The sequence below is a fragment of the Vibrio sp. SCSIO 43097 genome, from assembly GCF_023650755.1.
GTDB lineage: Bacteria > Pseudomonadota > Gammaproteobacteria > Enterobacterales > Vibrionaceae > Vibrio > Vibrio alginolyticus.
Genome location: NZ_CP071840.1, coordinates 1,304,063 through 1,325,131, shown reverse-complemented (window position 1 = coordinate 1,325,131; position 21,069 = coordinate 1,304,063). Strand labels below are relative to the sequence as shown.

The window sequence follows — 21,069 nt, the reverse complement described above, 5'->3', positions numbered from 1 at the left end:
TCTTATTGAGCCTCTAACCAAAAACGTACTTTGCTACCATCTTCTGACTGATTTTGATGTTTGATATGAACTACCTCACCAAAATGTGCAGCACAACCTTTTATCAACCCTAAGCATACGTGAGACATACATCTTGCGCTGTGGTAGTCAAATACCAATTGGGATTGGTTTTCACTAATGAAATCAAATTGCGGAGGGTTAGCATCAGGATAGAGCTTCTTAACTTCGACATGAATAAAGTCTTCAACATGGCGAACAAATTGAAACGTCGTTTCACACTGTTGCAAACTAGCGTGACTAGGAATGGAGCGAAGTAAATTCAAAAAAACGCACTCTCCAAACACTTCTTGCAGTTGCTCGGGGGGAACACCAGATACTTTACTGAGATTCACGATCAACTTAACCAAATCTTTGTGATCGTAACTACCAACAGCGGTGTAAACACCTTCATCGTTAGAAAGGTCGAGAACTTGGTCTAACACATCAAGACCGAATTTCTCTTCTACTAACTCCATGAACTCGGTGAAAATAATCCCTTTCATTGGCCAATACTTGCCCTATAGTGACGTCCTAAAATAAAGAATGGTGTATAACCTTATAAGTTTCAAATTAATATGTTCAAGCAGAGTGAGACACACAACACAAAGAGGGAAAGTGCTGGGGAGTGCTTTAATGCGAATGTTTTATTTGGTAACCAGTAACGATAACGACATACGCTTTGTCGTCTTTGAGTATAATAAATAATGGTTAGGCACGATAAATAAGGACTCAGTTTGGTTATCGACAAAACTCATTTACTACAGAACTTTCAATTTCGGCTTCCAACGGGCTACCACAAAGAGTCCCTTGCACGACTGAAATGGATGAAAGAAAAGTCCCTGAGAGATGCGGCAGTCTTAATCGGTTTTGTGGAACGCGATGACGGGTTACAAGTCATTCTGACTAAGCGTGCAGCCCACTTACGCCATCATCCGGGACAAATCAGCTTTCCCGGTGGCAAATATGAGCAGGAAGATATTCAGCTCGTGAATACCGCTTTAAGGGAAACCAAAGAAGAAGTTGGGATAGAAGATGAGCATATTCATGTGTTTGGTCAACTGCCTACACTACCAACGATTAGTCAATTTAATGTGACACCTTTTTTGGCTTTTGTTTCTCCGGAATATAAAACGCATATTGACCCAAATGAAGTAGAGTCAGTTTTTGAGGTTCCTGCCAACCATATTCTGAACCCCAAAAAATTGTATAGCACCAAATTTGACCTAAAAAGAAGCAGTCATCGTGTATTTGCTATCCCATATAGACAGCATTTCATCTGGGGCATGACGGCACAAATTATCGAATCAATGCAAAAACATATTATTTCACATTAAACAGTTGTTGATATCGGTGCTTTTATAGGCGCGATCATTATGCGCATCAATATTAATAAAACGTTGCTTCATAAACATTCATTCACATTAGATTAATTTTCCATTTTCACCGCAAACGCTTGCGGTGAAATAAATTTATACAAACAGCCCTATTGATAAGTTTTTCTAATTTTACTCATTAGCAGAAATCACGAGTAGCACATCATTTTCGTGATAAAAAGCAGGTTTTTGACATATCATTCAATAAGCGTAAGCAATAAATGATTTAGATCTAATTTTCCTAGTGTAAAATCTTGCAAAATTACTCCCGACTTATTTCCTGTTCCCAAAATGAGTAACTAAAAAATGAATACAACTACTTCTGCGGTTTCTACCGCACAATCGTCTAGTAAGTTTTCTTACAAAGACTTTACCTGGTGTCTGTCCCTTTTTGGTACGGCAGTAGGTGCAGGTGTACTGTTCCTTCCTATTAAAGCAGGTGCAGGTGGCTTTTGGCCATTAGTAATCCTAGCCCTAATTGCAGCACCAATGACTTGGTTCGCACACAAATCTTTAGCTCGTTTCGTTCTTTCTGCGAAAAACCCTGAAGCGGACATCACCGACACAGTAGAAGAGCACTTTGGTAAGACTGGCGCAAACCTTATTACGTTCGCTTACTTCTTCGCTATCTACCCAATCGTACTTATCTACGGTGTTGGTATCACAAACACAGTTGACTCTTTCCTAGTTAACCAAATGGGCATGGAATCTATTCCTCGCTGGCTACTTTCTGGTGCACTTATTGCTGCAATGACAGCAGGCGTAGTATTCGGTAAAGAGCTTATGCTGAAAGCAACTTCAGCAATGGTTTACCCTCTCGTGTTCATCCTACTAGCACTGTCTGTATACCTAATTCCTGGTTGGAACACTTCAATGATGGAAGTGTCACCTGACTGGGGTGCAATGCCAGCTATCGTTTGGCTAGCAATCCCTGTTATTGTGTTCTCTTTCAACCACAGCCCAATCATTTCTCAGTTCTCTAAAGAGCAACGTCGTGTATATGGTGATGACGCAGTTAAGAAAACTGACGCTATCACTGGTGGCGCAGCAATGATGCTGATGGGCTTTGTTATGTTCTTCGTTTTCTCTGTTGTACTTTCTCTGTCTCCAGAGCAACTAGCAACGGCGCAAGAGCAAAATATCTCTGTTCTCTCTTACCTAGCAAACGTGCATGAATCTCCACTGATCTCTTACATGGGTCCATTGGTTGCTTTCGCAGCGATCACCTCTAGCTACTTTGGCCACTTCTTAGGTGCGCACGAAGGTCTAGTTGGTCTAGTGAAATCTCGTTCAAAATCACCAGTAAGCAAGATCGAGAAGATGTCTCTAATCTTCATTGTAATCACAACTTGGATCGTTGCTATCGTTAACCCAAGCATCCTAGGTATGATTGAAACAATGGGTGCACCAATGATTGCGGCAATCCTATTCTTGATGCCAATCTTCGCAATGCAAAAAGTTCCTGCGATGGCTAAGTACAAAACTTCAGCACCTGTGCAAATTTTCACAGCAATCTGTGGTCTTGCTGCAATTAGTTCTGTAATCTACGGCGCTCTTTAATCATCTCTGCCCAGTGCAGTATGATTAATCCAAAAATATAACGATAAAATTAAGCCTCCCAACTCCCCTTGGGAGGCTTTCTTCTGAGGTAATCGATATGATTAGTGTTTTTGATATCTATAAAATCGGTGTTGGACCTTCAAGCTCACACACTGTAGGCCCAATGAAAGCGGGTAAAGAGTTTATTGATGATCTTCGTGCAATGGGAAAACTGCGCGACATCACTAAAATCACCGTTGACGTTTATGGATCACTATCACTGACAGGGAAAGGTCACCACACAGATATTGCTATCATTATGGGTCTTGCAGGCAACACTCCTGAGAAAGTTGATATCGATTCTATCCCGGGCTTTATCGCTCGTGTAGAAGAAACTGAACGCCTTCCTGTTGGCATGCACTGTCACACAGTATCGTTCCCACGTGAAGGTGGAATGAACTTCCACAAAACAAACCTAGAGCTACACGAAAACGGCATGCAGATCCACGCGTGGATCGAAGACGAAAAAGTGTACTCAAAGACTTACTACTCTATCGGCGGTGGTTTCATCGTTGATGAAGAAAATTTCGGTAAAGAAGCTGAGAACCCAGTAAAAGTACCTTACCCGTTTACAACGGCAGAGGAACTGGTTAACCAATGCCACGAAAGTGGATTGTCCATCAGCGCACTAACCATGAAGAATGAGCATGCGCTTCATTCAGATGAAGAAACTCGTACTTATTTCGCGAACATCTGGCGCACAATGCGCGAGTGTATGGATCGCGGTATGAATGAAGAAGGTATTTTGCCTGGTCCACTGCGTGTGCCTCGCCGTGCAGCAGCACTTCGCCAGCAGCTACTTACTTCAGAAAAGACAACAAACGACCCAATGTCTGTTGTTGATTGGGTAAACATGTTTGCTTTCGCAGTAAACGAAGAGAACGCAGCAGGTGGCCGCGTTGTTACAGCACCAACTAACGGTGCGTGTGGCATCATCCCTGCGGTACTGGCTTACTACGATAAGTTCATCCAAACTGTGACTGAAAAAGATTACATCCGTTACTTTGCAGCTTCTGGCGCAATCGGTGGTCTTTACAAGCGTAACGCGTCGATCTCTGGTGCAGAGGTTGGCTGTCAGGGTGAAGTTGGCGTGGCATGTTCTATGGCAGCAGCAGGCCTTGCTGAGCTTATGGGTGGTAGCCCAGAGCAAGTATGTATGGCAGCAGAAATCGCAATGGAGCACAACTTAGGTCTAACGTGTGACCCAGTTGCAGGTCAGGTTCAGGTTCCATGTATCGAGCGTAACGGTATTGCGGCAGTAAAAGCAATCAACTCTACTCGTATGGCACTACGTCGCTCTTCAGCTCCAACTGTTTCTCTAGATAAGGTTATCGAAACCATGCTAGAAACAGGTAAAGACATGAACGCGAAATACCGCGAAACATCTCAAGGTGGTCTAGCAATCAAAGTGATTTGCTAACACGCCTTTCTGAATACCAATCAAAACCCGAGTTTATGCTCGGGTTTTTTTATACCCCAAAAACCCAGGAGAATGCGTTATCAGGACAAGTAAAAAAAAACCTAAAACGTTGAATATATCCAAATATTATGGATATCTCAGTAAAAAATCACATCTCTTCCCTAGCTTTATTGATAACGTAGCCAAAAATTAAACTTGGAGCACATCAACACATGATTAGGTTTGAAATTGGAAACCAAATCTGCGTTTGCTTGTCCGAAAACGAAATATCTCTAGAGCTCAATCAGTCACTCCACCACTCCATTCCTGTCAACCCAAATGAGTACGCCATTCTGTCAACTATCGCCACATACGGCAGTTTAAATACGCCGATTAGTCAGCGGTTAATAGAAAGCAAAATCACTCAACAATACAAAATGACACTGCCTGAAAATGGCTTTAAAAACGCGGTGGCCGCTCTAAGAAAGAAATTTCGCAAGCTCACGGAAGAACATTTAACCACTAACAAAAACATTATCGAAAACATTCACCGGACCGGATACTTCATCCCTTTTACTATGCAAAACAACCATCAGAATGGCATCGAACATCAACAGAAGATCAATCAATACACAACCAATAGTCTTCGCAAAGCGCTTCGTATTTGCCTGCGTAATAAAAAGATCTATTCAGAAGCAATGTGGGTTGTGTTGATCACTGCGATCATTTTCTTTGCTATCTGTTACTACGCGATAAACAGCATCGTTAAACATAATTATCTGGATAACGCCTTCGAAATTGCAGAGAACCTTTCCCGCAGGAGTTGCTTTGCTAATGAAAGCGAACTGAAGTCACTATTTGATAATGTGAAGTTGGTGGAATCGAGCATGATGCTAGATCGTTTCAATATTCGATGCTTAGTCACTCCAGAAACCGTTGTCCCTGTCAGCAAAAAAGCCTTTGAAGAGTGGAGTAACAATAACAATTACACGACCCAATCATTTGACTTAAATAACGCAACTGTTTTGGTTCGTGTTAAAAACATTAACTTATCCGACAATGTTGAAAATCATATTTCACGTTTTTTTCTTTCCGGTATGAAGCTATCAACGAATACCGGAACGTCGTTAGAGATTGGTAACACCAATGAACGCTTTTTCAATTATCACGTAAAGAATAGTGGCTATAAAGAGGTGTATTACATCTCTGGACCGTTTCAAAGTATCATTCTACTGAGCTTACTTTTTCTCATTATACTGCGTCACCGCTCCCTACAAGCCTTTATGGCTTACTTGTGCGCAATTCGACAATTCAAAATAAAACTGGAGCCGATTTATAACACTTCGGCACAAAAGATTGTGCACTACGAAGCCCTCTCCCGGTTTAAGGTAAAAAATACGCAACGGTTTATTGAAACACTGATACGCAATGGATTGCTGCTAACTCATACCTTACTGGTGATTGATTCCATCTACACCAAACAAAAAGCGTTGCCCATCCCTATCAGCATTAACGTTTGTCCTTCTTTGCTGCGAGGGCGTAACTTTTCAATCCTATATAGAGAGCTATCTAATCGGGATTGCCGTTTGCTGACAATCGAAATCACAGAAAATGCATCGATGTACTATACCTCTGAGATTTATGGCAATGTCGCGAAACTAAAAGCTCTGGATTGTAAAATCAGTATTGATGACTTTGGCACCGGCAATAATAATGTGGCGCTTATCAGCAAGCTGAATCCGGACTACCTCAAAATCGACCGAGAATTTGTTATTGGCCTAAAATCTGATGATAAAAAGATAGAAACCTTGCGTCAGTTAATTGCTATGGGCAATACGTATCGCTGCACGGTCATTGTTGAAGGCGTAGAAACGGCAGACAGTGCTCACTTACTCACAACATTGGGCGCCTATATTCACCAAGGTTATTATTACCCTCTTCATTGCTAGCTTTTCTTCACTCGGTTAGTTACTTAAAATAGATCTAATACTCTATAAAAACTCGTGGTGGCATAACGGTATGCCGCCAATTTGTGATTAAGCGATGATTGCGATTAAACCCACCAAACTGAAAGATTTTTCAAGTTTGATGCAATTGGATGTGCAAGAAGAGCAAAAAGGATTTTTTACACCGTTTGAAATGGCTTATCAAAAACGTAGTAAGTCAGAGGCGTTCTTTACGATTTATTCTGATGATCTATTAGTAGGCTATCTTGTTATCGATAAAGGTTTCTCCCAACATGCGCCGTTTGCTAAACGATACGAACTGGAGCTTAAGTACTTGATGATTGATCAACGTTTCCAACGTCAAGGGGTTGGGAGTGAGGCATTGCGTAAACTGTTCCTTTATGCGTATACCATTAACCCTAAAAGCACCTCTCTTTGCGCCACTGTTCCACAAAGTCAGCAATACGCTATCAGTTTTTTTGATGCGTGCGGATTCATTAATACAGAGGAAACAACATTGGGTGATAATGAAAAAGAATGGATTCTACGACACCCATTAAGCTAGCTGGTGAAGCATAATCAAAATTGGGCCATTCAGATACAACAAAGGCAAGCTTCTCGCTTGCCTTGTTTAATGCTCAATAGAAAGTGACTTATTCGCCTTTGTAAATACAACCCGCTGTGCACGTTTCTTTGATTTCTACTTTACTTAGCAGTGGTAAGCTTGGCTTAAGCTGCTGCCAAATCCATTTTGCTAACACTTCGCTAGTTGGGTTCTCTAACCCTTCAATGTCGTTTAGGTAGTAATGGTCTAAGCGATTGTAAATTGGTTTAAATGCAGCTTTGATCTCTGCAAAATCCACTACCCAACCTGTATGTGGATCAACTTCACCTTCTACATAAAGACGAACAAGGAAAGAGTGTCCGTGCAAACGACCACACTTGTGACCTTCTGGTACGTGTGGCAAATGGTGTGCTGCTTCGAACATAAACTCTTTGTATAATTCTGTTTTCATCTTGATTCTCAGGCTTTAAAAAGACAGGCAATACTAAGGAATTCGCTGCCAAGAGACAAGCGTTACCCCATACAAGCGTAGCAAAAACTTCCGCTGGTTCCTGGCCTCTTTGCTATCACTCATACCAAAGCGCCGTATTTTTGTCACGCGCCAAACATTTGATTACACAGCACTCACATCACAATTACATATCCCCAACATGTGTGGGGTCACAATCATTCATTTCGTTGTTCGCAGTGCGCATTTGTGCACATTAATATTGTGCAGTTCGTTCCAATTACACTTATAAATTTATGCGCTCAACTATCACTTTTAAGCTCTTACTGGCGTTAATTGCTGTCTTCAGCTGCGTTCTAGCTGCCTCTAAGGCTTACCAATACCATCAACAAAAAACCTTAATCAATGATGTTCTTAGTGAACAACTCCATGATAAGGCTAGTAATTATTTCGATAGCCTAAATATGATGATGCTTACGGGCACCATGTCGCAAAAAGAAACCTTACGTCAAAAAGCCCTAGCCCAAGAAGGCATTGAAGCAGTTCGCGTGTTGCGAGCTGATACTGTGACCAAACTTTACGGACCTGGGCAACAAAACCAGCAGCCTGTCGATGATATTGATCAACGAGCGTTGAATGGTGAACTGGTGATTGAACCAATCTCAGCCGATTGGGGCAAAGGGTTAGTAGTCGCACTACCAATGAAATCGAGCGAAAATTACCGTGGCACCAACTGCGTTTCTTGCCACGTTGCACCAGCAGGAGAAGTGTTGGGCGCGATTCGCTTGGAATACAACATGAATCATGTCAATTCAATGATCAATAAACAGGCAATGTTTGCGATGGGAATAATGGCCGTAATCGCATTTGTGGGCTTCATCATAACGTTGAGTTTGATTCAAAAAATCATTGTACGACCAATTCAAAGAACGTCGAAATTCATGTCGAATGTGAGCCATAGCAAAGATCTATCTCAACGACTTATGCATCACCAACAGGATGAAGTGGGCCAACTTTCTACAGCCATCAATTCATTCATGGACACGGTCTCCGAAAGCTTAGAACGTGTGCAAGACACCTCTCACTCACTTGCCGACTCCGCGAGTAAACTAACTGCTGTCGCGCAGTCCACAGATAAAGCGGCCAATAACCAACAGCTAGAGACCAACGAAGTACAAAGTAATATCACCGATATGTTGCAGCAACAAACTGCGGTTGAGGACTCGACTAACAACGCTACTGTTTTGGTCAATCACACCGTTGATGTCGCCACTCATAGTGCAAGTCAAGCACACAACGTCAGTGAAGACATCAAACAACTAGTAAGTAACATTGATACCGTACGGGAAAAAATCAGCTCTCTAAACCAAAGAACCGAAGAAGTGTCGTCCATTCTTGTGGTTATTAAGGGTATTGCAGAACAAACCAATCTGCTCGCGTTGAATGCTGCTATCGAAGCCGCCCGTGCCGGAGAGCAAGGACGCGGTTTTGCGGTCGTCGCGGAAGAAGTGCGTAACCTGGCTTCTAGGACGGCTGAAGCCACTGGTAATATTGAACATATCATTTCTCAATTCCAGCAAGGAAGTGAAGAGTCATTAACTTCTGTTGATACCGTCTGCCAGTTTGCTCATCAACGCTCTGTCGATGTCGAGGCACTATCAGCCACAATGCATAACGTTGTTGACGAAATGCGCCAAGTGCTCAGACATGCAGAAGATATCCAAAACCAGACGCAAACCACATCTGATGTAAGTCAGCATATTCAATCTAAAATAGATGTGATCACACTGCATGCTAACGACACATCGCAATCAGCATCGCACACGCGTGATATTAGTGTTGATTTAGAGCATCTATCCGAACGTTTAGAGCAATTACTAAACCAATTCACACTTTCAGAGCACAAAAGAGTGAATAAATAGAGAGATTCTCCCCATCAAAACGAATATAAAGGTTGATGCGAGCGAATTGACAGGTAATATGTCTCGTTGAATCTGTAAAATGCTACCCAACTCAGCGCTTAGCTTGTTTTTTGAACAAAAATGTTATTAGACAAGTACTTTAAGTAAGCGTTGAGTTGAATTTTTACCTCAATGGAGAATATTGAAAACATGACTTACGCGCCTGTATCAGACGTATTGAAAGGTCAGCTAGCAGTAGACAGCGAAGTGACTGTTCGTGGCTGGATCCGTTCACGTCGTGATTCCAAAGCTGGAATCTCTTTCCTTGCCATATATGACGGCTCTTGTTTCGACCCGATTCAGGCCGTGGTCCCAAATAATCTTAATAATTACGAAGACGAAGTATTAAAGCTAACGACTGGCTGCTCTGTTGAAGTAACTGGTAAGATTGTTGAATCTCCTGCAAAGGGTCAAGACTTCGAACTTGCTGCCACTGACGTTAAAGTGGTTGGTTGGGTTGAAGATGCTGAAACTTACCCAATGGCAAAAACTCGTCACTCAATCGAGTACCTACGTGAAGTTGCGCACCTACGTCCGCGCACAAACGTAATCGGTGCAGTAGCACGTGTACGTAACTGCCTATCTCAAGCAATCCACCGCTTCTACCACGAGCAAGGTTACTTCTGGGTATCTGCGCCGTTGATCACGGCTTCAGATGCTGAAGGCGCTGGTGAAATGTTCCGCGTATCTACGCTAGACATGGAAAACCTTCCTCGCACTGACGCTGGTAAAGTGGACTACAACGAAGACTTCTTCGGTAAAGAGACGTTCCTAACCGTATCTGGTCAGCTAAACGCAGAAGCTTACGCTTGTGCGCTAAGCAAAGTTTACACTTTCGGCCCTACTTTCCGAGCTGAAAACTCAAACACAAGCCGCCACCTAGCAGAATTCTGGATGGTTGAGCCTGAAGTTGCGTTCGCAGAACTGGATGATGTAGCGAAACTGGCTGAAGACATGCTCAAGTACGTGTTTAAAGCGGTGCTTGCAGAGTGTCGTGATGACCTTGAGTTCTTCGCTCAACGCATCGACAAAGAAGCAATCACTCGTCTAGAGCAGTTCGTTTCTTCTGACTTCGCACAGGTTGACTACACTGACGCAATCCAGATTCTTCTTGATTCAGGCCGTGAGTTCGAATTCCCAGTTGAATGGGGTATCGATATGTCTTCTGAGCACGAGCGTTTCCTTGCTGAAGAACACTTCAAAGCACCTGTAATCGTTAAGAACTACCCGAAAGATATTAAAGCATTCTACATGCGTGCTAACGATGACGGTAAAACAGTTGCAGCGATGGACGTTCTTGCACCGGGCATCGGCGAAATCATCGGTGGTTCTCAGCGTGAAGAGCGCCTAGACATTCTAGATGCACGTATGCGTGAAGTGGGTATCGATCCTGAACATATGAGCTGGTACCGCGACCTACGTAAATACGGTACAGTGCCACACGCAGGCTTCGGTCTAGGCTTCGAGCGCCTAGTATCTTACGTAACTGGTATGGGCAACGTTCGTGACGTGATCCCATTCCCACGTACTCCTCGCTCTGCGAACTTCTAATCACTTTTTAGTGATATTGAATTAAAAAGACCTCCCATGTGGAGGTCTTTTATTTTGTACGATTGATTTTCTAGCAACCGGTGTATGCACTCTAGTTGTTATCTTCGTCGTCATCCTCATCTGCTCGCGCTGCGTATTTTACTCCAACCACACACAAGCCAAACATCACAAATGGGATAACGGCAGCAGTGTATTCCGTCCAAACCATATGAGAAAAAGATTTCGCCAATATCAAATGTGCAAACACCAACAAAAATGCGCTAAAAATAGCAACACCCATCAACCTAAGTTCATGCTTTACCAACTGCTTTTTCATTACGGCTCCTAACCTAAATGGTTGTCTGCCCATGATTGAAACACAGCTTCGGTATCGTCCACTGATACAGTTTGAGCAAAAAACAGGTAAACAGTTGGCTAATGAAGTAATTCTCCGACCGTCTTCACGGCTTGTTCTAATTCATCATTTACAGGTAACGATGTATTAAGCCTCAGGTAGTTCTCATAATTTGGAGCGACAGAAAACAACTGACCAAATGCTACAGTGATGTTCGCTTCCAATAACTTTTGATAAATCGCTTTTCCGCACTTTGTTTTCGGCAGTTCTATCCAAAGAAAATAGCCGCCTTCCGGTTGCGTGTAACGAATCGATTGGGGAAAGTACTTATCAACCAGTTCAATAAACGCCAATTGCCGCTGCTCAAGATTCTTTCGCAGTTTTCTAAGATGGCTATCATAACTATCGTTTTGCAAGTAATGCGCGATACCCTGCTGGATTGGTGCACTGCCTGACAACGTCGAGATAAGTTGCAGCTTTTGAAGTTGCTCATTGAAGCGTTTGTTTACCACCCAGCCCAGCCTATAGCCAGGACAAAGGCTTTTTGAAAATGATCCACAATGCAACACGCGCTCTTGTGTATCAAAAGCTTTAAGTGAGCTTGGCTTTTTTTCAGAAAAATAAAGCTCTGAATACACATCATCTTCGATCAAGTACACATCGTATTTATCAGCCAGTTCGACGATACGTTGCTTCTGCCCGTCACTTAATAAGGTTCCTGTTGGATTGTGAAAGTTAGTCATTAACCAACATGCGCGAACATCATTGTCGGCAAAAGTCGCTTCAATTTGATCCACTGAATGTCCAGTTAACGGATCCACCGTTATTTCTATCGCCTTTAGACCTAAACGTTCAATCGCTTGAAGTGCGCCATAAAACGTCGGTGATTCAACTACAACAGTATCTCCAGGCTGGGTCACGGCCTGAAGGCTTAAATTCAACGCTTCTAATGCGCCAGAAGTAACGACAATATCATCATGGGTAAACACCATACCTTGTTGGATGTACCGTTGAGCAATCAAACGGCGTAGAGACTCACAGCCCGGCGGCAAGTTATCCAATAACGTCTCTACCCCCATCTTCCTGCCTGAGCTGGCTAGGTTGCGGTTTAGCGCTTCTAATGGGAACAATGCTGGGTCTGGAAACGCGGAGCCAAACTTCACCGCATTCGATGAGGCCTGATTTTTGAGGTAGTCGTAAAGTTCATCGTTGATGCTGGAGCGATAAACGGAAGTGGCTGGAGAACTCGGTTCGAAGCGGTCCAACTCCGCAGTCACAAAGTATCCAGACTGAGGTTTCGCTGCGACCCAACCTTGTGCTTCGAGCAGCTGATAAGCTTGTAATACCGTACCTGCACTGACAGAATGGTTTCGGCTTGTTACACGCACTGATGGCAGCTTTTCCCCTGCTCTCCAAGTATTTTGCTGAATCTGCGTTTTGAACAGCTCAGCCAGTTGACGGTATCGGTTCATGTTTCCCTCATTTCACTTACAGCCGCACCATAGCATACTTCGCGCCAGCATTCTGATATGGGAGTATTCAATTTAGCAACGTAATTTATCAAGCTTATAATAGATATTTCAGCCACGAAGTGAGCGTTTATATCCCATACTTTGACCGTTACACACATATTGCCTCACATCTTTGCAATACCTAAAAGCAAGGTTTTACGTTGGACTGAGTGCGTTAAACTCACTTCGAGCTACGGTCTTTAAATCAGGAGGAAGCGATGAAAGTTTTTACAATGGACGATCTCTCGTATCGCGGAAAACATAAAGGTGTACATAGTTGGGACCATCCTGGCAGTACCACCCCTTATTATTGGCATCCTGATTGGCTGCATATCGCTGAAGATGCTTTGGGTGAACACAAAAAGGCTGACCTTGAAGTCCCTGATGGAGAAACAGCGACAGAAGAGCATGCAAAAGCGGCGATTCTCAAACACTTGAATGACAAGTAGTTTAGGCTCTATCACCGTTCAAGAATAGCATTAGGTAGGCGAATCCATCGTTGTATGCTTTAAACACAAATAAAGCTAAAACCTGCTAAATAGTAAATTCTTCTGAATGAGAAGTACGCACCTTCTATAGCGTTCAAAGGGCAAAATAAGTCGATTGTTATCACATTAATTTTCATTACATCTGTTACATTTAAATAGTAATGGTGATGCACACCTCAACTCATGGATTATGAGAGAAAACAATAATGGCGAAATACAACGAAGAAGATATTAAATACAAAGGTGAATCCAACGGCGTACATTCTTGGAGCTCTCCTTCCGGCCAACCTTATTACTGGCATCCAGATTGGTTACACGTTGCAGAAGATGCGACGGGTACGCATCCGAAGCAAAAACTTGAAGTTGAAAAGACAGAAGTACCAACCGAAAAGCACGCGTTAAAAGCGATCTTAAAGCATATGAATGACTGGGCGACTGAAAAGCTTTCTTCTAACCCTGACATCGAAACCAATGCGGTTGAGTCGGAAATCAATCTGAAGAAATAACCCCAACCGATATCCATACTTCTAACAGTAAACGCTCCACCTTTGGTGGGGCGTTTTTGTCTCAACAAATCCTCACTAGACAACTATAAACGCGTTAACGCAAAGCACTGAATTGAAACGATTGGGATGTGTGCAAAACTTCTCCAACCATGGCATAAATGCCCTTCAAACTCTGTGCCTACCAAACGTTTTCATGGCAAAAACTTTAGTTATGTTAGAATTCTGTTTCAAATCGCAACTTTTTTAGGTTTTCTTTTCAGTAACGGTTGTAACCAATATTGCTGAAAGGTATAAATGTTAGCACACCCCTTCGATTAACATGGATGAAGATTATGTTTGAAAAAGTAGTTGCCGCTCCGGCTGACCCTATTCTTGGCCTTACTGAAGAGTTTAAAAAAGATGCTCGCGCAGACAAAATTAACCTTGGCGTAGGTATTTACAAAAACGAGCAAGGCGAAACTCCCGTTCTTGCGACAGTAAAGAAAGCTGAAGCAGCACTTGTTGAAACTGAAAAAACCAAATCTTACCTAACCATCGAAGGCACAGCAGAGTACGGCATTGCAGTGCAAAAACTGCTTTTCGGCTCTGATGCAGAAATTGTAAACGAAAAACGCGCTAAAACAGCTCAAGCTCCGGGTGGTACTGGTGCACTACGTGTTGCCGGCGAGTTCATTAAACGTCAACTAGGCGATGTAAAGATCTGGATCAGCAACCCAACATGGGCGAACCACAACGGCGTATTTACTGCTGCTGGTATCGAAACGGCACAATACAGCTACTACAATGCTGAAACAAAAGACAAAGACTTCGATGCGATGCTAAATGATCTGCAATCTGCATCTGAAGGCGACATCGTGCTTCTACACGGCTGCTGTCACAACCCTACAGGGATCGATCCTACGGCTGAAGAGTGGGAAACATTGGCGAAACTTGTCGCAGAGAAGAAATTGCTTCCTCTGTTCGACTTCGCCTACCAAGGCTTTGCTAAAGGTGTGGAAGAAGATGCTGCAGGTCTTCGTACTTTTGCTAAATACAACAAAGAAATCCTAGTCGCGAGCTCTTTCTCGAAAAACTTTGGCCTATACAATGAACGCGTAGGTGCCTTCACGTTAGTAGCTGAGTCAGAAGAAGTCGCAACAACCGCATTTTCTCAAGTTAAAGCCATTATTCGCTCTATCTACTCTAACCCACCTGCACACGGCAGCGCTGTCGTGACTCACATTCTTGGCAACGCCGAAATGCGTGCGGAATGGGAAGCTGAAGTAGCAGAAATGCGTGACCGTATTCAAGAAATGCGTGAACTGTTTGTAGCGACACTAAAAGCAGAGGGTGTGGACGCAGACTTTAGTTTCATCGAACGTCAAAATGGTATGTTCTCTTTCTCTGGTCTTTCTAAAGAGCAAGTTAACCGCCTTAAAGAAGAGTTCGGTATTTACATTGTCGGTTCTGGCCGAATCAGTGTTGCTGGTATGACGAAGTCAAATATGGGCCCTCTGTGTAAAGGCATTGCAGCGGTTTTATAATCGACTGTCGCATACTTTATTAAAAGGAAAGGTCAGCATAAGCTGACCTTTTTTGTTTTAACTTAACGCCAAAAACGAACCCGTCCGATCTAGTAGACAAACTTCAAACTCAGCCCTACTTCATTGACGTAATCTGAGCTTTCACCGCTGTAATCAGTATCTCTAAACTGATAAAAAAGACCAGTGCCGATGACTTTATGCCATTGGTAGTTAAAACCGATCTTAAAATTGTTCTCATCAACGATATCACTACGGTTAAACTCCACTTCAGCTGTCGCAATAAGCTTTTCACTGAGCAAGTAATTCACCCCAACAGTTACAGCTTGAATCAATTCGCTATCGGAAGACAACGTATTATCCGTTTTGTCGTCCGTCGCTTTCGCTTTGATTGCGCCTATTCCATATATCCCGTAGATATCGAATTGCTCTGTAACTCCATAACGGTAACCACCACCAAACAAAAGGCGGTCAATGCGAAGAGTAAAATCATCCGGATGGAAAAACTGCGCTGAGTAATCAACATTAAACAACCAGTTCTCAGTAAACAAATAGTTACCACCGAGTCCAACTGTGGTCGCATTAGAGTTATCTAACCATTCTTCGTTTGTCGTTCCGGCACCAACATCCAAATGAATGTGTTCGTACCCAAATTTTTCTGCTTGGTCCATGACCGCTGCGCTTGATATCGCCGGCAAAGCAGCTAAAGAAACAAGCAATAAATTTCTCACCATTCGACTTCCTTTCATGAGAATTATCTAAACACTGTATTCCATCGCCTGAGCTACTTGGCTCAAAAAGAATAGCGTAATCTAAAGACGTGATAACGATCTGAAACAGCCAAAGAGCTAATCATTCATCACGAAGAAAACATATCGACGACGTCTTTTTCAATTGAGGTGACCATATAGTAGTAAAAATGAAGCTCCCTTATCGTGCGATATGTCAGAATCTTATGACTGAGCACGAAAATCGCGGTTCAGATAAGACTCTGTTTTAAAACTAAGTTAAGATTACTTTATTATTTTCGAACTAAAAGGCGCCTTCAATGGATGCAGAACTGCTCGAGATTTACAACTTTCTCGCCAAGTATCCCCCGTTCAATGAACTCCCTGAAGAAACACTAAACAAGGTGACAGAGAGTGTCGAAATCTCGTACTACCGAGAAGATACCCCCATCATCCATTTTGGAGACTATATCCAAGATTTATACGTGGTGCGAAGCGGTGTTGTTGAAGTTTATCGACGCAAAGGTGAGCTGTATAATCGCCTTGACGAAGGTGACCTATTTGGCCAGATGGGCATGCTCACCAATAACAAAGTCCGCTTTCCGGTAAAAGCCATTGAGGATACCCTGCTCTACTGTATTCCTGGTGACATTTTCCAAGAAATTTACGATAACTTTGATTCCTTTGCGGATTTTGTTGAAGTTGAAAATAGCGCTCGTTTACGCCAAGCCATTTCAGAAAACAAAGACGCCAATGACCTGACGACGTCGAAAGTGAAAACCTTGCTGACTGGCGATGCTCATACGATTGATCGTGGTCAGACAATCCAGCAAGCCGCGCAGCAAATGGCGAATGACAACGTATCGGCTTTACTTATCGTCGACCCAGATTTCGTTCGTGACGAAGACGATCCACAGTCCCCAGTACTTGGTATCATTACCGACCGTGACTTGTGTACCCGTGTGTTAGCTGAAGGTTTGTCCCCACAGGACGATGTGTCCAGTGTGATGACCACGGAGGTCATGTCTCTTGACCACAACGCTTACATCTATGAAGCAATGTTAACGATGCTGCGTTACAACGTACATCACCTACCAGTGGTAAAAAACCAATTACCAATCGGTATTATCGAAACCACCGACATTGTTCGTTATGAATCTCAGAATTCGTTGTTGTTGGTGAGTAGTATTTTCCAACAACAGACTATCGAAGATTTAGCCGTTGTTGCCGAAGAAGTGAAAAGCAGCTTCGTGCGTCTGGTCAATGAAGATGCCAACTCTCACATGGTGGGTAGCGCGATGTCGGTCATTGGCCGAAGCTTCAAACAGCGTCTGCTAGAAATGGCAGAAGAAGAGCTTGGCCCACCGCCAATTCCTTATTGTTTCCTTGCACTTGGCTCAATGGGGCGAGATGAGCAACTGTTGGTAACTGACCAAGATAACGCCATCATTCTAGATGAGACTTATCAAGAAGAGAAACATAGTAAATACTTCGAAGCCCTAGCAAAATACGTCAGCGATGGTTTAGATGCCTGTGGCTACAAATATTGCACAGGCGATATTATGGCAACCAACCCACTATGGCGCATGACTCGTTCAGAGTGGGAAGAGTGTTTTGCTGACTGGATTGATAACCCGAACCCGAAAGCACTACTCAACGCCTCCATCTTTTTCGACTTGGATGGCGTCTATGGCCGCTTAAAATGGGCAGAACAGTTAACTAGCTTTATTGTTCGTCGCGCTCGAAAGAACAACCGCTTCTTAGCGTGTTTGGCTCGTAACGCACTAAACAGAACACCACCTCTAGGCTTCTTTAAAGACTTCGTGATGGAAAAAGATGGCAGACACAACAACTCCATCAACCTCAAACGTCGCGGTACTGCTCCTCTGGTCGACTTAATTCGCGTTCACTCTCTGGCGGTTGGTTCACGTGCACAGAACTCGTTTGAGCGTCTTGACGACATTATTGATGCTGGCATTTTGCCAAAAGGTCGAGCACAAGACTTAAAAGACGCGTTAGAATTTATTTCCATGGTACGTATTCGTCACCAAGCGACGGATGTGGAACTAGGCATTGAGCCTGATAACAATATCGAACCGGAAAACCTCTCTGAGTTTGAACGTCGCAACCTAAAGGATGCATTCCAGATCCTAAGCAATGGTCAAAATTTCCTTAAGTTCCGCTACCAAGCGAACAAGAGCTTTAAGTGAGGTTTAGCATGATTAAAAAGCTCTTTCAGAAGCCAACCATTCAGTGGCCAACGAAGTTTGAACAAAAGCTGGAGATGGCGAAAGATGAGAATTTAATTGCGTTTTATAGCAACAAGCCGCCTGCTCCAGAAACACCGTTATCTGAGGTAGAGTTCGTGGCGTTAGATTTCGAAACGACGGGTTTGAATCCTGAAAAACATGACATCATTACTATTGGTTTGGTGCCGTTTAACCTGAAGCGAATTTTCCTACGTAACTCGCGTCATTGGAAGGTACGTCCACAGCGTGCACTCGATGAAGACTCAGTCATTATACACGGTATTACTCACAGCGAATTGATCGATGCGCCTGACTTAGGCGATATCTTAAGCGAGCTGCTACCATGCTTAAGCGGGAAAATCATTGTTGTTCATTACCGTCGTATCGAGAGAGAGTTTCTGGATAAAGCGCTCAAAAGCCGTTTAGGGGAAGGTATTGAGTTTCCTGTTTTAGATACGCTGCACCTTGAAGAAACGATTCAACAGAAACGTTCAGGCTCTCTCTGGGAGCGTTTAAAAGGGAAAAAACCAGAATCGGTTCGGCTAGCGCAATCTCGACGCCGTTATGGGCTGCCAGACTATACGCCTCACCATGCATTAACCGATGCAATTGCTACCGCAGAGCTACTGCAAGCACAAATCGCCCATCATTACAATGAAGAGCAACCCATCAGTGAGTTCTGGCTGTAATATACTTCACGCTTAATAGCGATCAAAAAAGGAGCCAGATGGCTCCTTTTTTTTTGCTTAGCTTGAGACAAGATTACAGCTTAAAGCGTTGAATCTCTTGTTCAAGTTCGTGTGATAGCTCAGACAGGTGAGCAGCTTGTTCTGCTGCTTGATGAGCTTCGACTGACAACTCGTTAGACACGTCACGAATACCTTCAGTGTTACGAGTGATCTCAGTGGTTACCGATGCTTGCTCTTCTGCTGCTGAAGCAATCTGCGTTGCCATATCACTGATACGCTCAACAGCAGTGTGGATTTGCGTCAAGCTCGCTGCAGCCGCATTGGCATCATCAACACTGGTATCAGCTAGACGACGACTGTCACCCATAATACCGACCGCTTTGGCCGTTGTGCCTTGTAGCATCTCGATAGTTTCTTGAATCTCTTGCGTTGAAGCATGAGTACGCTGGCTCAATACGCGGACTTCATCTGCAACCACAGCAAAGCCACGGCCTTGCTCACCTGCACGTGCCGCTTCGATCGCCGCGTTCAGTGCAAGTAAGTTCGTTTGCTCTGCAATGCCTTGAATCGTTGATAGAATCGTATTGATGCTATTTCCGTGTGCTTCTAGCTCTTGAATCACATCAGTAGCAACTTGAACTTCTTGCGCTAAGTTCTGAATAGAGCCTTGCGTTTGAGTTACTTGGCTTGAACCGTGTGAACAAGCTTGAACCGCTTCTTCTGAGTTACTTGCCGTGCTATCAGCATTACCTGCAATTTCTTGTGTCGCTGCTGCCATTTCGTTCACGGCCGTCGCCACCATGTTGATTTCATCTTGCTGGTAAGAGATACGCTGACTACGCTCCTCAGCTTGCTGTGCTGTCGTGCGTGCTTGCTCTGAAAGCGCAGAAGATACGTGGCTAAGCTTAGTAACCATTGTGTGCATGTTGCCAACAAAACGGTTGAAGTTTTCCGCCAGTTTACCTACTTCATCATCACTGCGTGGTTCTAGGCGTTGCGTTAAGTCACCTTCGCCAGATGCAATTTCTTCCAGTGCATTTGATACGCGGTTCAAGTCACGGAACAAGAAACCAACTAGCCAAGAAACTGCAAGAATAACCACAATCGTGATCGCCACAGCAGTGAACAATAGATCTCGTAGCAATACCGCATGACCTGCTTCTTCTGTTGCGCGATCCATTTCAATCGCAAACATCCAATGCGTACCAGGAACTTTATTGAAGTAGTAAAGCTTCTCTTTTCCTTTGATTACCGTATCTTCGATACGACCTTCATCGGCGGCGCGCTCAATTGCCTCTTCTGAAAAATCTTTTAGAACACTGGTGATAGGCTTAAGCGTCAAGCTTTTATCTGGATGCGCTAAAAAGGTGCCTTCATTCATGTCGATTAGCATCGCATGCGCGTTTTCACCTGCATCTAAGTTAATCACATCGCTGATAAGCTGATCGATCAGTACGTCCGCACCAACAACACCAACAAACTGACCATTTTTCATTACTGGCTCAGCAATGGTCACAAGTAGTGCATTCGTGATTGCGTCTTGATATGCGGCTGTGATGATTTGCTTACCCGCTGCATCAGCATCCTTGTACCAAGGACGTGTGCGAGGGTCATAATCAGCACGGTTACGTTCCGGATGAGAGCGGTACATATCACCGTTTGGTGTACCAAGGAAGATGTCATCGAAGCCACCAGCCTTGCGAGCTTGTTGTAGGAAAGGAACAACGTCTTGCTCGGTCGAGTAGTCGTTGAACGCAGTGGCAATATCTTTACGGATATTGACCCAATCAGAAATTCCCTCTGACGCAGTAGTACTAAGACTTTGCGCACGTGAATAGACACCTGAACGAGTCTGATCAAATAATTGACCAGCCGACAACCAAGTAAGTGCTGTTGCCATCACAACAACAGCAGAAAGGCTTGCGCCTATAAGCTTTTGTTTTAATGATAATTTCATATTTATAGTTTTTTGAGTTGGGAGAACAGTTAAGGTGCATGAATATTACACACTTTTTTACGACTATTCACTAATTTTTAAAAAACAAAATAGCACATTAACTCTTTGTAAAATATGAACTTTCATGTGTCATTTTTTTGTCTCGAGCGTCATAAAAACCGCACAAAAAAAGCCAGCAAATTGCTGGCCTTTTGATTAATTGTTAG

At 43.4% G+C, this 21,069-nt stretch carries 18 protein-coding genes; 12 read left to right on the top strand and 6 right to left on the bottom strand.

The window, feature by feature from the left end; genetic code table 11:
- Positions 1 to 2: 2 nt before the first annotated feature.
- Positions 3 to 542 carry a heme NO-binding domain-containing protein gene (locus J4N40_RS06205; protein ID WP_005388282.1) on the bottom strand — a complete coding sequence of 180 codons (540 nt, stop codon included), beginning with the start codon at positions 540 to 542 and terminating at the stop codon, positions 3 to 5.
- 231 nt (positions 543 to 773) lie between these two features.
- On the opposite strand from J4N40_RS06205, the gene J4N40_RS06200 reads away from it, so the two are divergent.
- The 5 genes from J4N40_RS06200 (at position 774) to J4N40_RS06180 (ending at position 6,921) form a co-directional block, all read left to right on the top strand.
- Positions 774 to 1,373 carry a CoA pyrophosphatase gene (locus J4N40_RS06200; protein ID WP_005376901.1) on the top strand — a complete coding sequence of 200 codons (600 nt, stop codon included), beginning with the start codon at positions 774 to 776 and terminating at the stop codon, positions 1,371 to 1,373.
- A gap of 345 nt (positions 1,374 to 1,718) precedes the next feature.
- Entirely contained in the window at positions 1,719 to 2,972 is a 1,254-nt protein-coding gene (locus J4N40_RS06195; RefSeq protein WP_005388284.1) for an aromatic amino acid transport family protein, read from the top strand.
- Positions 2,973 to 3,069: 97 nt separating this feature from the next.
- Positions 3,070 to 4,431: an L-serine ammonia-lyase gene (locus J4N40_RS06190; protein WP_042522776.1), complete on the top strand. Its 1,362-nt coding sequence runs from the start codon at positions 3,070 to 3,072 to the stop codon at positions 4,429 to 4,431.
- 212 nt (positions 4,432 to 4,643) lie between these two features.
- Positions 4,644 to 6,359, top strand: a complete 1,716-nt coding sequence (gene tpdA, locus J4N40_RS06185) for a cyclic di-GMP phosphodiesterase TpdA (RefSeq protein ID WP_017820447.1) — start codon at positions 4,644 to 4,646, stop codon at positions 6,357 to 6,359.
- Positions 6,360 to 6,453: 94 nt separating this feature from the next.
- Positions 6,454 to 6,921: a GNAT family N-acetyltransferase gene (locus tag J4N40_RS06180; RefSeq protein WP_017636099.1), complete on the top strand. Its 468-nt coding sequence runs from the start codon at positions 6,454 to 6,456 to the stop codon at positions 6,919 to 6,921.
- 88 nt (positions 6,922 to 7,009) lie between these two features.
- Here J4N40_RS06180 and queD read toward each other — a convergent pair whose 3' ends face one another.
- Positions 7,010 to 7,372 (bottom strand): 6-carboxytetrahydropterin synthase QueD, encoded by a 363-nt coding sequence (gene queD, locus J4N40_RS06175; RefSeq protein ID WP_005376896.1) that lies wholly within the window; start codon positions 7,370 to 7,372, stop codon positions 7,010 to 7,012.
- 293 nt (positions 7,373 to 7,665) lie between these two features.
- On the opposite strand from queD, the gene J4N40_RS06170 reads away from it, so the two are divergent.
- On the top strand, positions 7,666 to 9,291 hold the full coding sequence (locus tag J4N40_RS06170) for a methyl-accepting chemotaxis protein (RefSeq protein ID WP_250654431.1): 1,626 nt from the start codon (positions 7,666 to 7,668) through the stop codon (positions 9,289 to 9,291).
- A 189-nt stretch (positions 9,292 to 9,480) separates the two neighbouring features.
- Positions 9,481 to 10,881, top strand: coding sequence for an asparagine--tRNA ligase (asnS, locus tag J4N40_RS06165; protein ID WP_017636101.1), 1,401 nt, complete (start codon positions 9,481 to 9,483; stop codon positions 10,879 to 10,881).
- A 91-nt stretch (positions 10,882 to 10,972) separates the two neighbouring features.
- On the opposite strand, the gene J4N40_RS06160 is transcribed toward asnS, so the two are convergent.
- Positions 10,973 to 11,197 (bottom strand): hypothetical protein, encoded by a 225-nt coding sequence (locus tag J4N40_RS06160; RefSeq protein WP_033905633.1) that lies wholly within the window; start codon positions 11,195 to 11,197, stop codon positions 10,973 to 10,975.
- Between the two features lie 98 nt (positions 11,198 to 11,295).
- The gene (locus J4N40_RS06155) at positions 11,296 to 12,687 is read right to left on the bottom strand and encodes an aminotransferase-like domain-containing protein (protein WP_042522779.1); all 1,392 of its coding nucleotides are present in this window, start codon (positions 12,685 to 12,687) and stop codon (positions 11,296 to 11,298) included.
- 257 nt (positions 12,688 to 12,944) lie between these two features.
- On the opposite strand from J4N40_RS06155, the gene J4N40_RS06150 reads away from it, so the two are divergent.
- From J4N40_RS06150 to J4N40_RS06140, 3 genes are all read left to right on the top strand, one after another.
- The gene (locus tag J4N40_RS06150; protein WP_033905637.1) at positions 12,945 to 13,175 is read left to right on the top strand and encodes a hypothetical protein; all 231 of its coding nucleotides are present in this window, start codon (positions 12,945 to 12,947) and stop codon (positions 13,173 to 13,175) included.
- A gap of 245 nt (positions 13,176 to 13,420) precedes the next feature.
- Positions 13,421 to 13,720: a hypothetical protein gene (locus J4N40_RS06145; protein WP_005376885.1), complete on the top strand. Its 300-nt coding sequence runs from the start codon at positions 13,421 to 13,423 to the stop codon at positions 13,718 to 13,720.
- A gap of 332 nt (positions 13,721 to 14,052) precedes the next feature.
- Positions 14,053 to 15,243 (top strand): amino acid aminotransferase, encoded by a 1,191-nt coding sequence (locus J4N40_RS06140; protein ID WP_017636105.1) that lies wholly within the window; start codon positions 14,053 to 14,055, stop codon positions 15,241 to 15,243.
- An 89-nt stretch (positions 15,244 to 15,332) separates the two neighbouring features.
- On the opposite strand, the gene J4N40_RS06135 is transcribed toward J4N40_RS06140, so the two are convergent.
- The gene (locus J4N40_RS06135; RefSeq protein WP_054574733.1) at positions 15,333 to 15,974 is read right to left on the bottom strand and encodes an outer membrane beta-barrel protein; all 642 of its coding nucleotides are present in this window, start codon (positions 15,972 to 15,974) and stop codon (positions 15,333 to 15,335) included.
- Positions 15,975 to 16,288: 314 nt separating this feature from the next.
- Between J4N40_RS06135 and J4N40_RS06130 the strand changes: the two genes are divergently transcribed.
- Both J4N40_RS06130 and J4N40_RS06125 read left to right on the top strand, forming a co-directional pair.
- Complete coding sequence (locus tag J4N40_RS06130) at positions 16,289 to 18,178, top strand: DUF294 nucleotidyltransferase-like domain-containing protein (RefSeq protein ID WP_171346216.1); 1,890 nt, start codon at positions 16,289 to 16,291, stop codon at positions 18,176 to 18,178.
- Between the two features lie 8 nt (positions 18,179 to 18,186).
- Positions 18,187 to 18,906 (top strand): 3'-5' exonuclease, encoded by a 720-nt coding sequence (locus tag J4N40_RS06125; RefSeq protein ID WP_171346215.1) that lies wholly within the window; start codon positions 18,187 to 18,189, stop codon positions 18,904 to 18,906.
- A gap of 73 nt (positions 18,907 to 18,979) precedes the next feature.
- Here J4N40_RS06125 and J4N40_RS06120 read toward each other — a convergent pair whose 3' ends face one another.
- Positions 18,980 to 20,863, bottom strand: coding sequence for a methyl-accepting chemotaxis protein (locus J4N40_RS06120; protein WP_005376880.1), 1,884 nt, complete (start codon positions 20,861 to 20,863; stop codon positions 18,980 to 18,982).
- Positions 20,864 to 21,069: the final 206 nt, after the last annotated feature.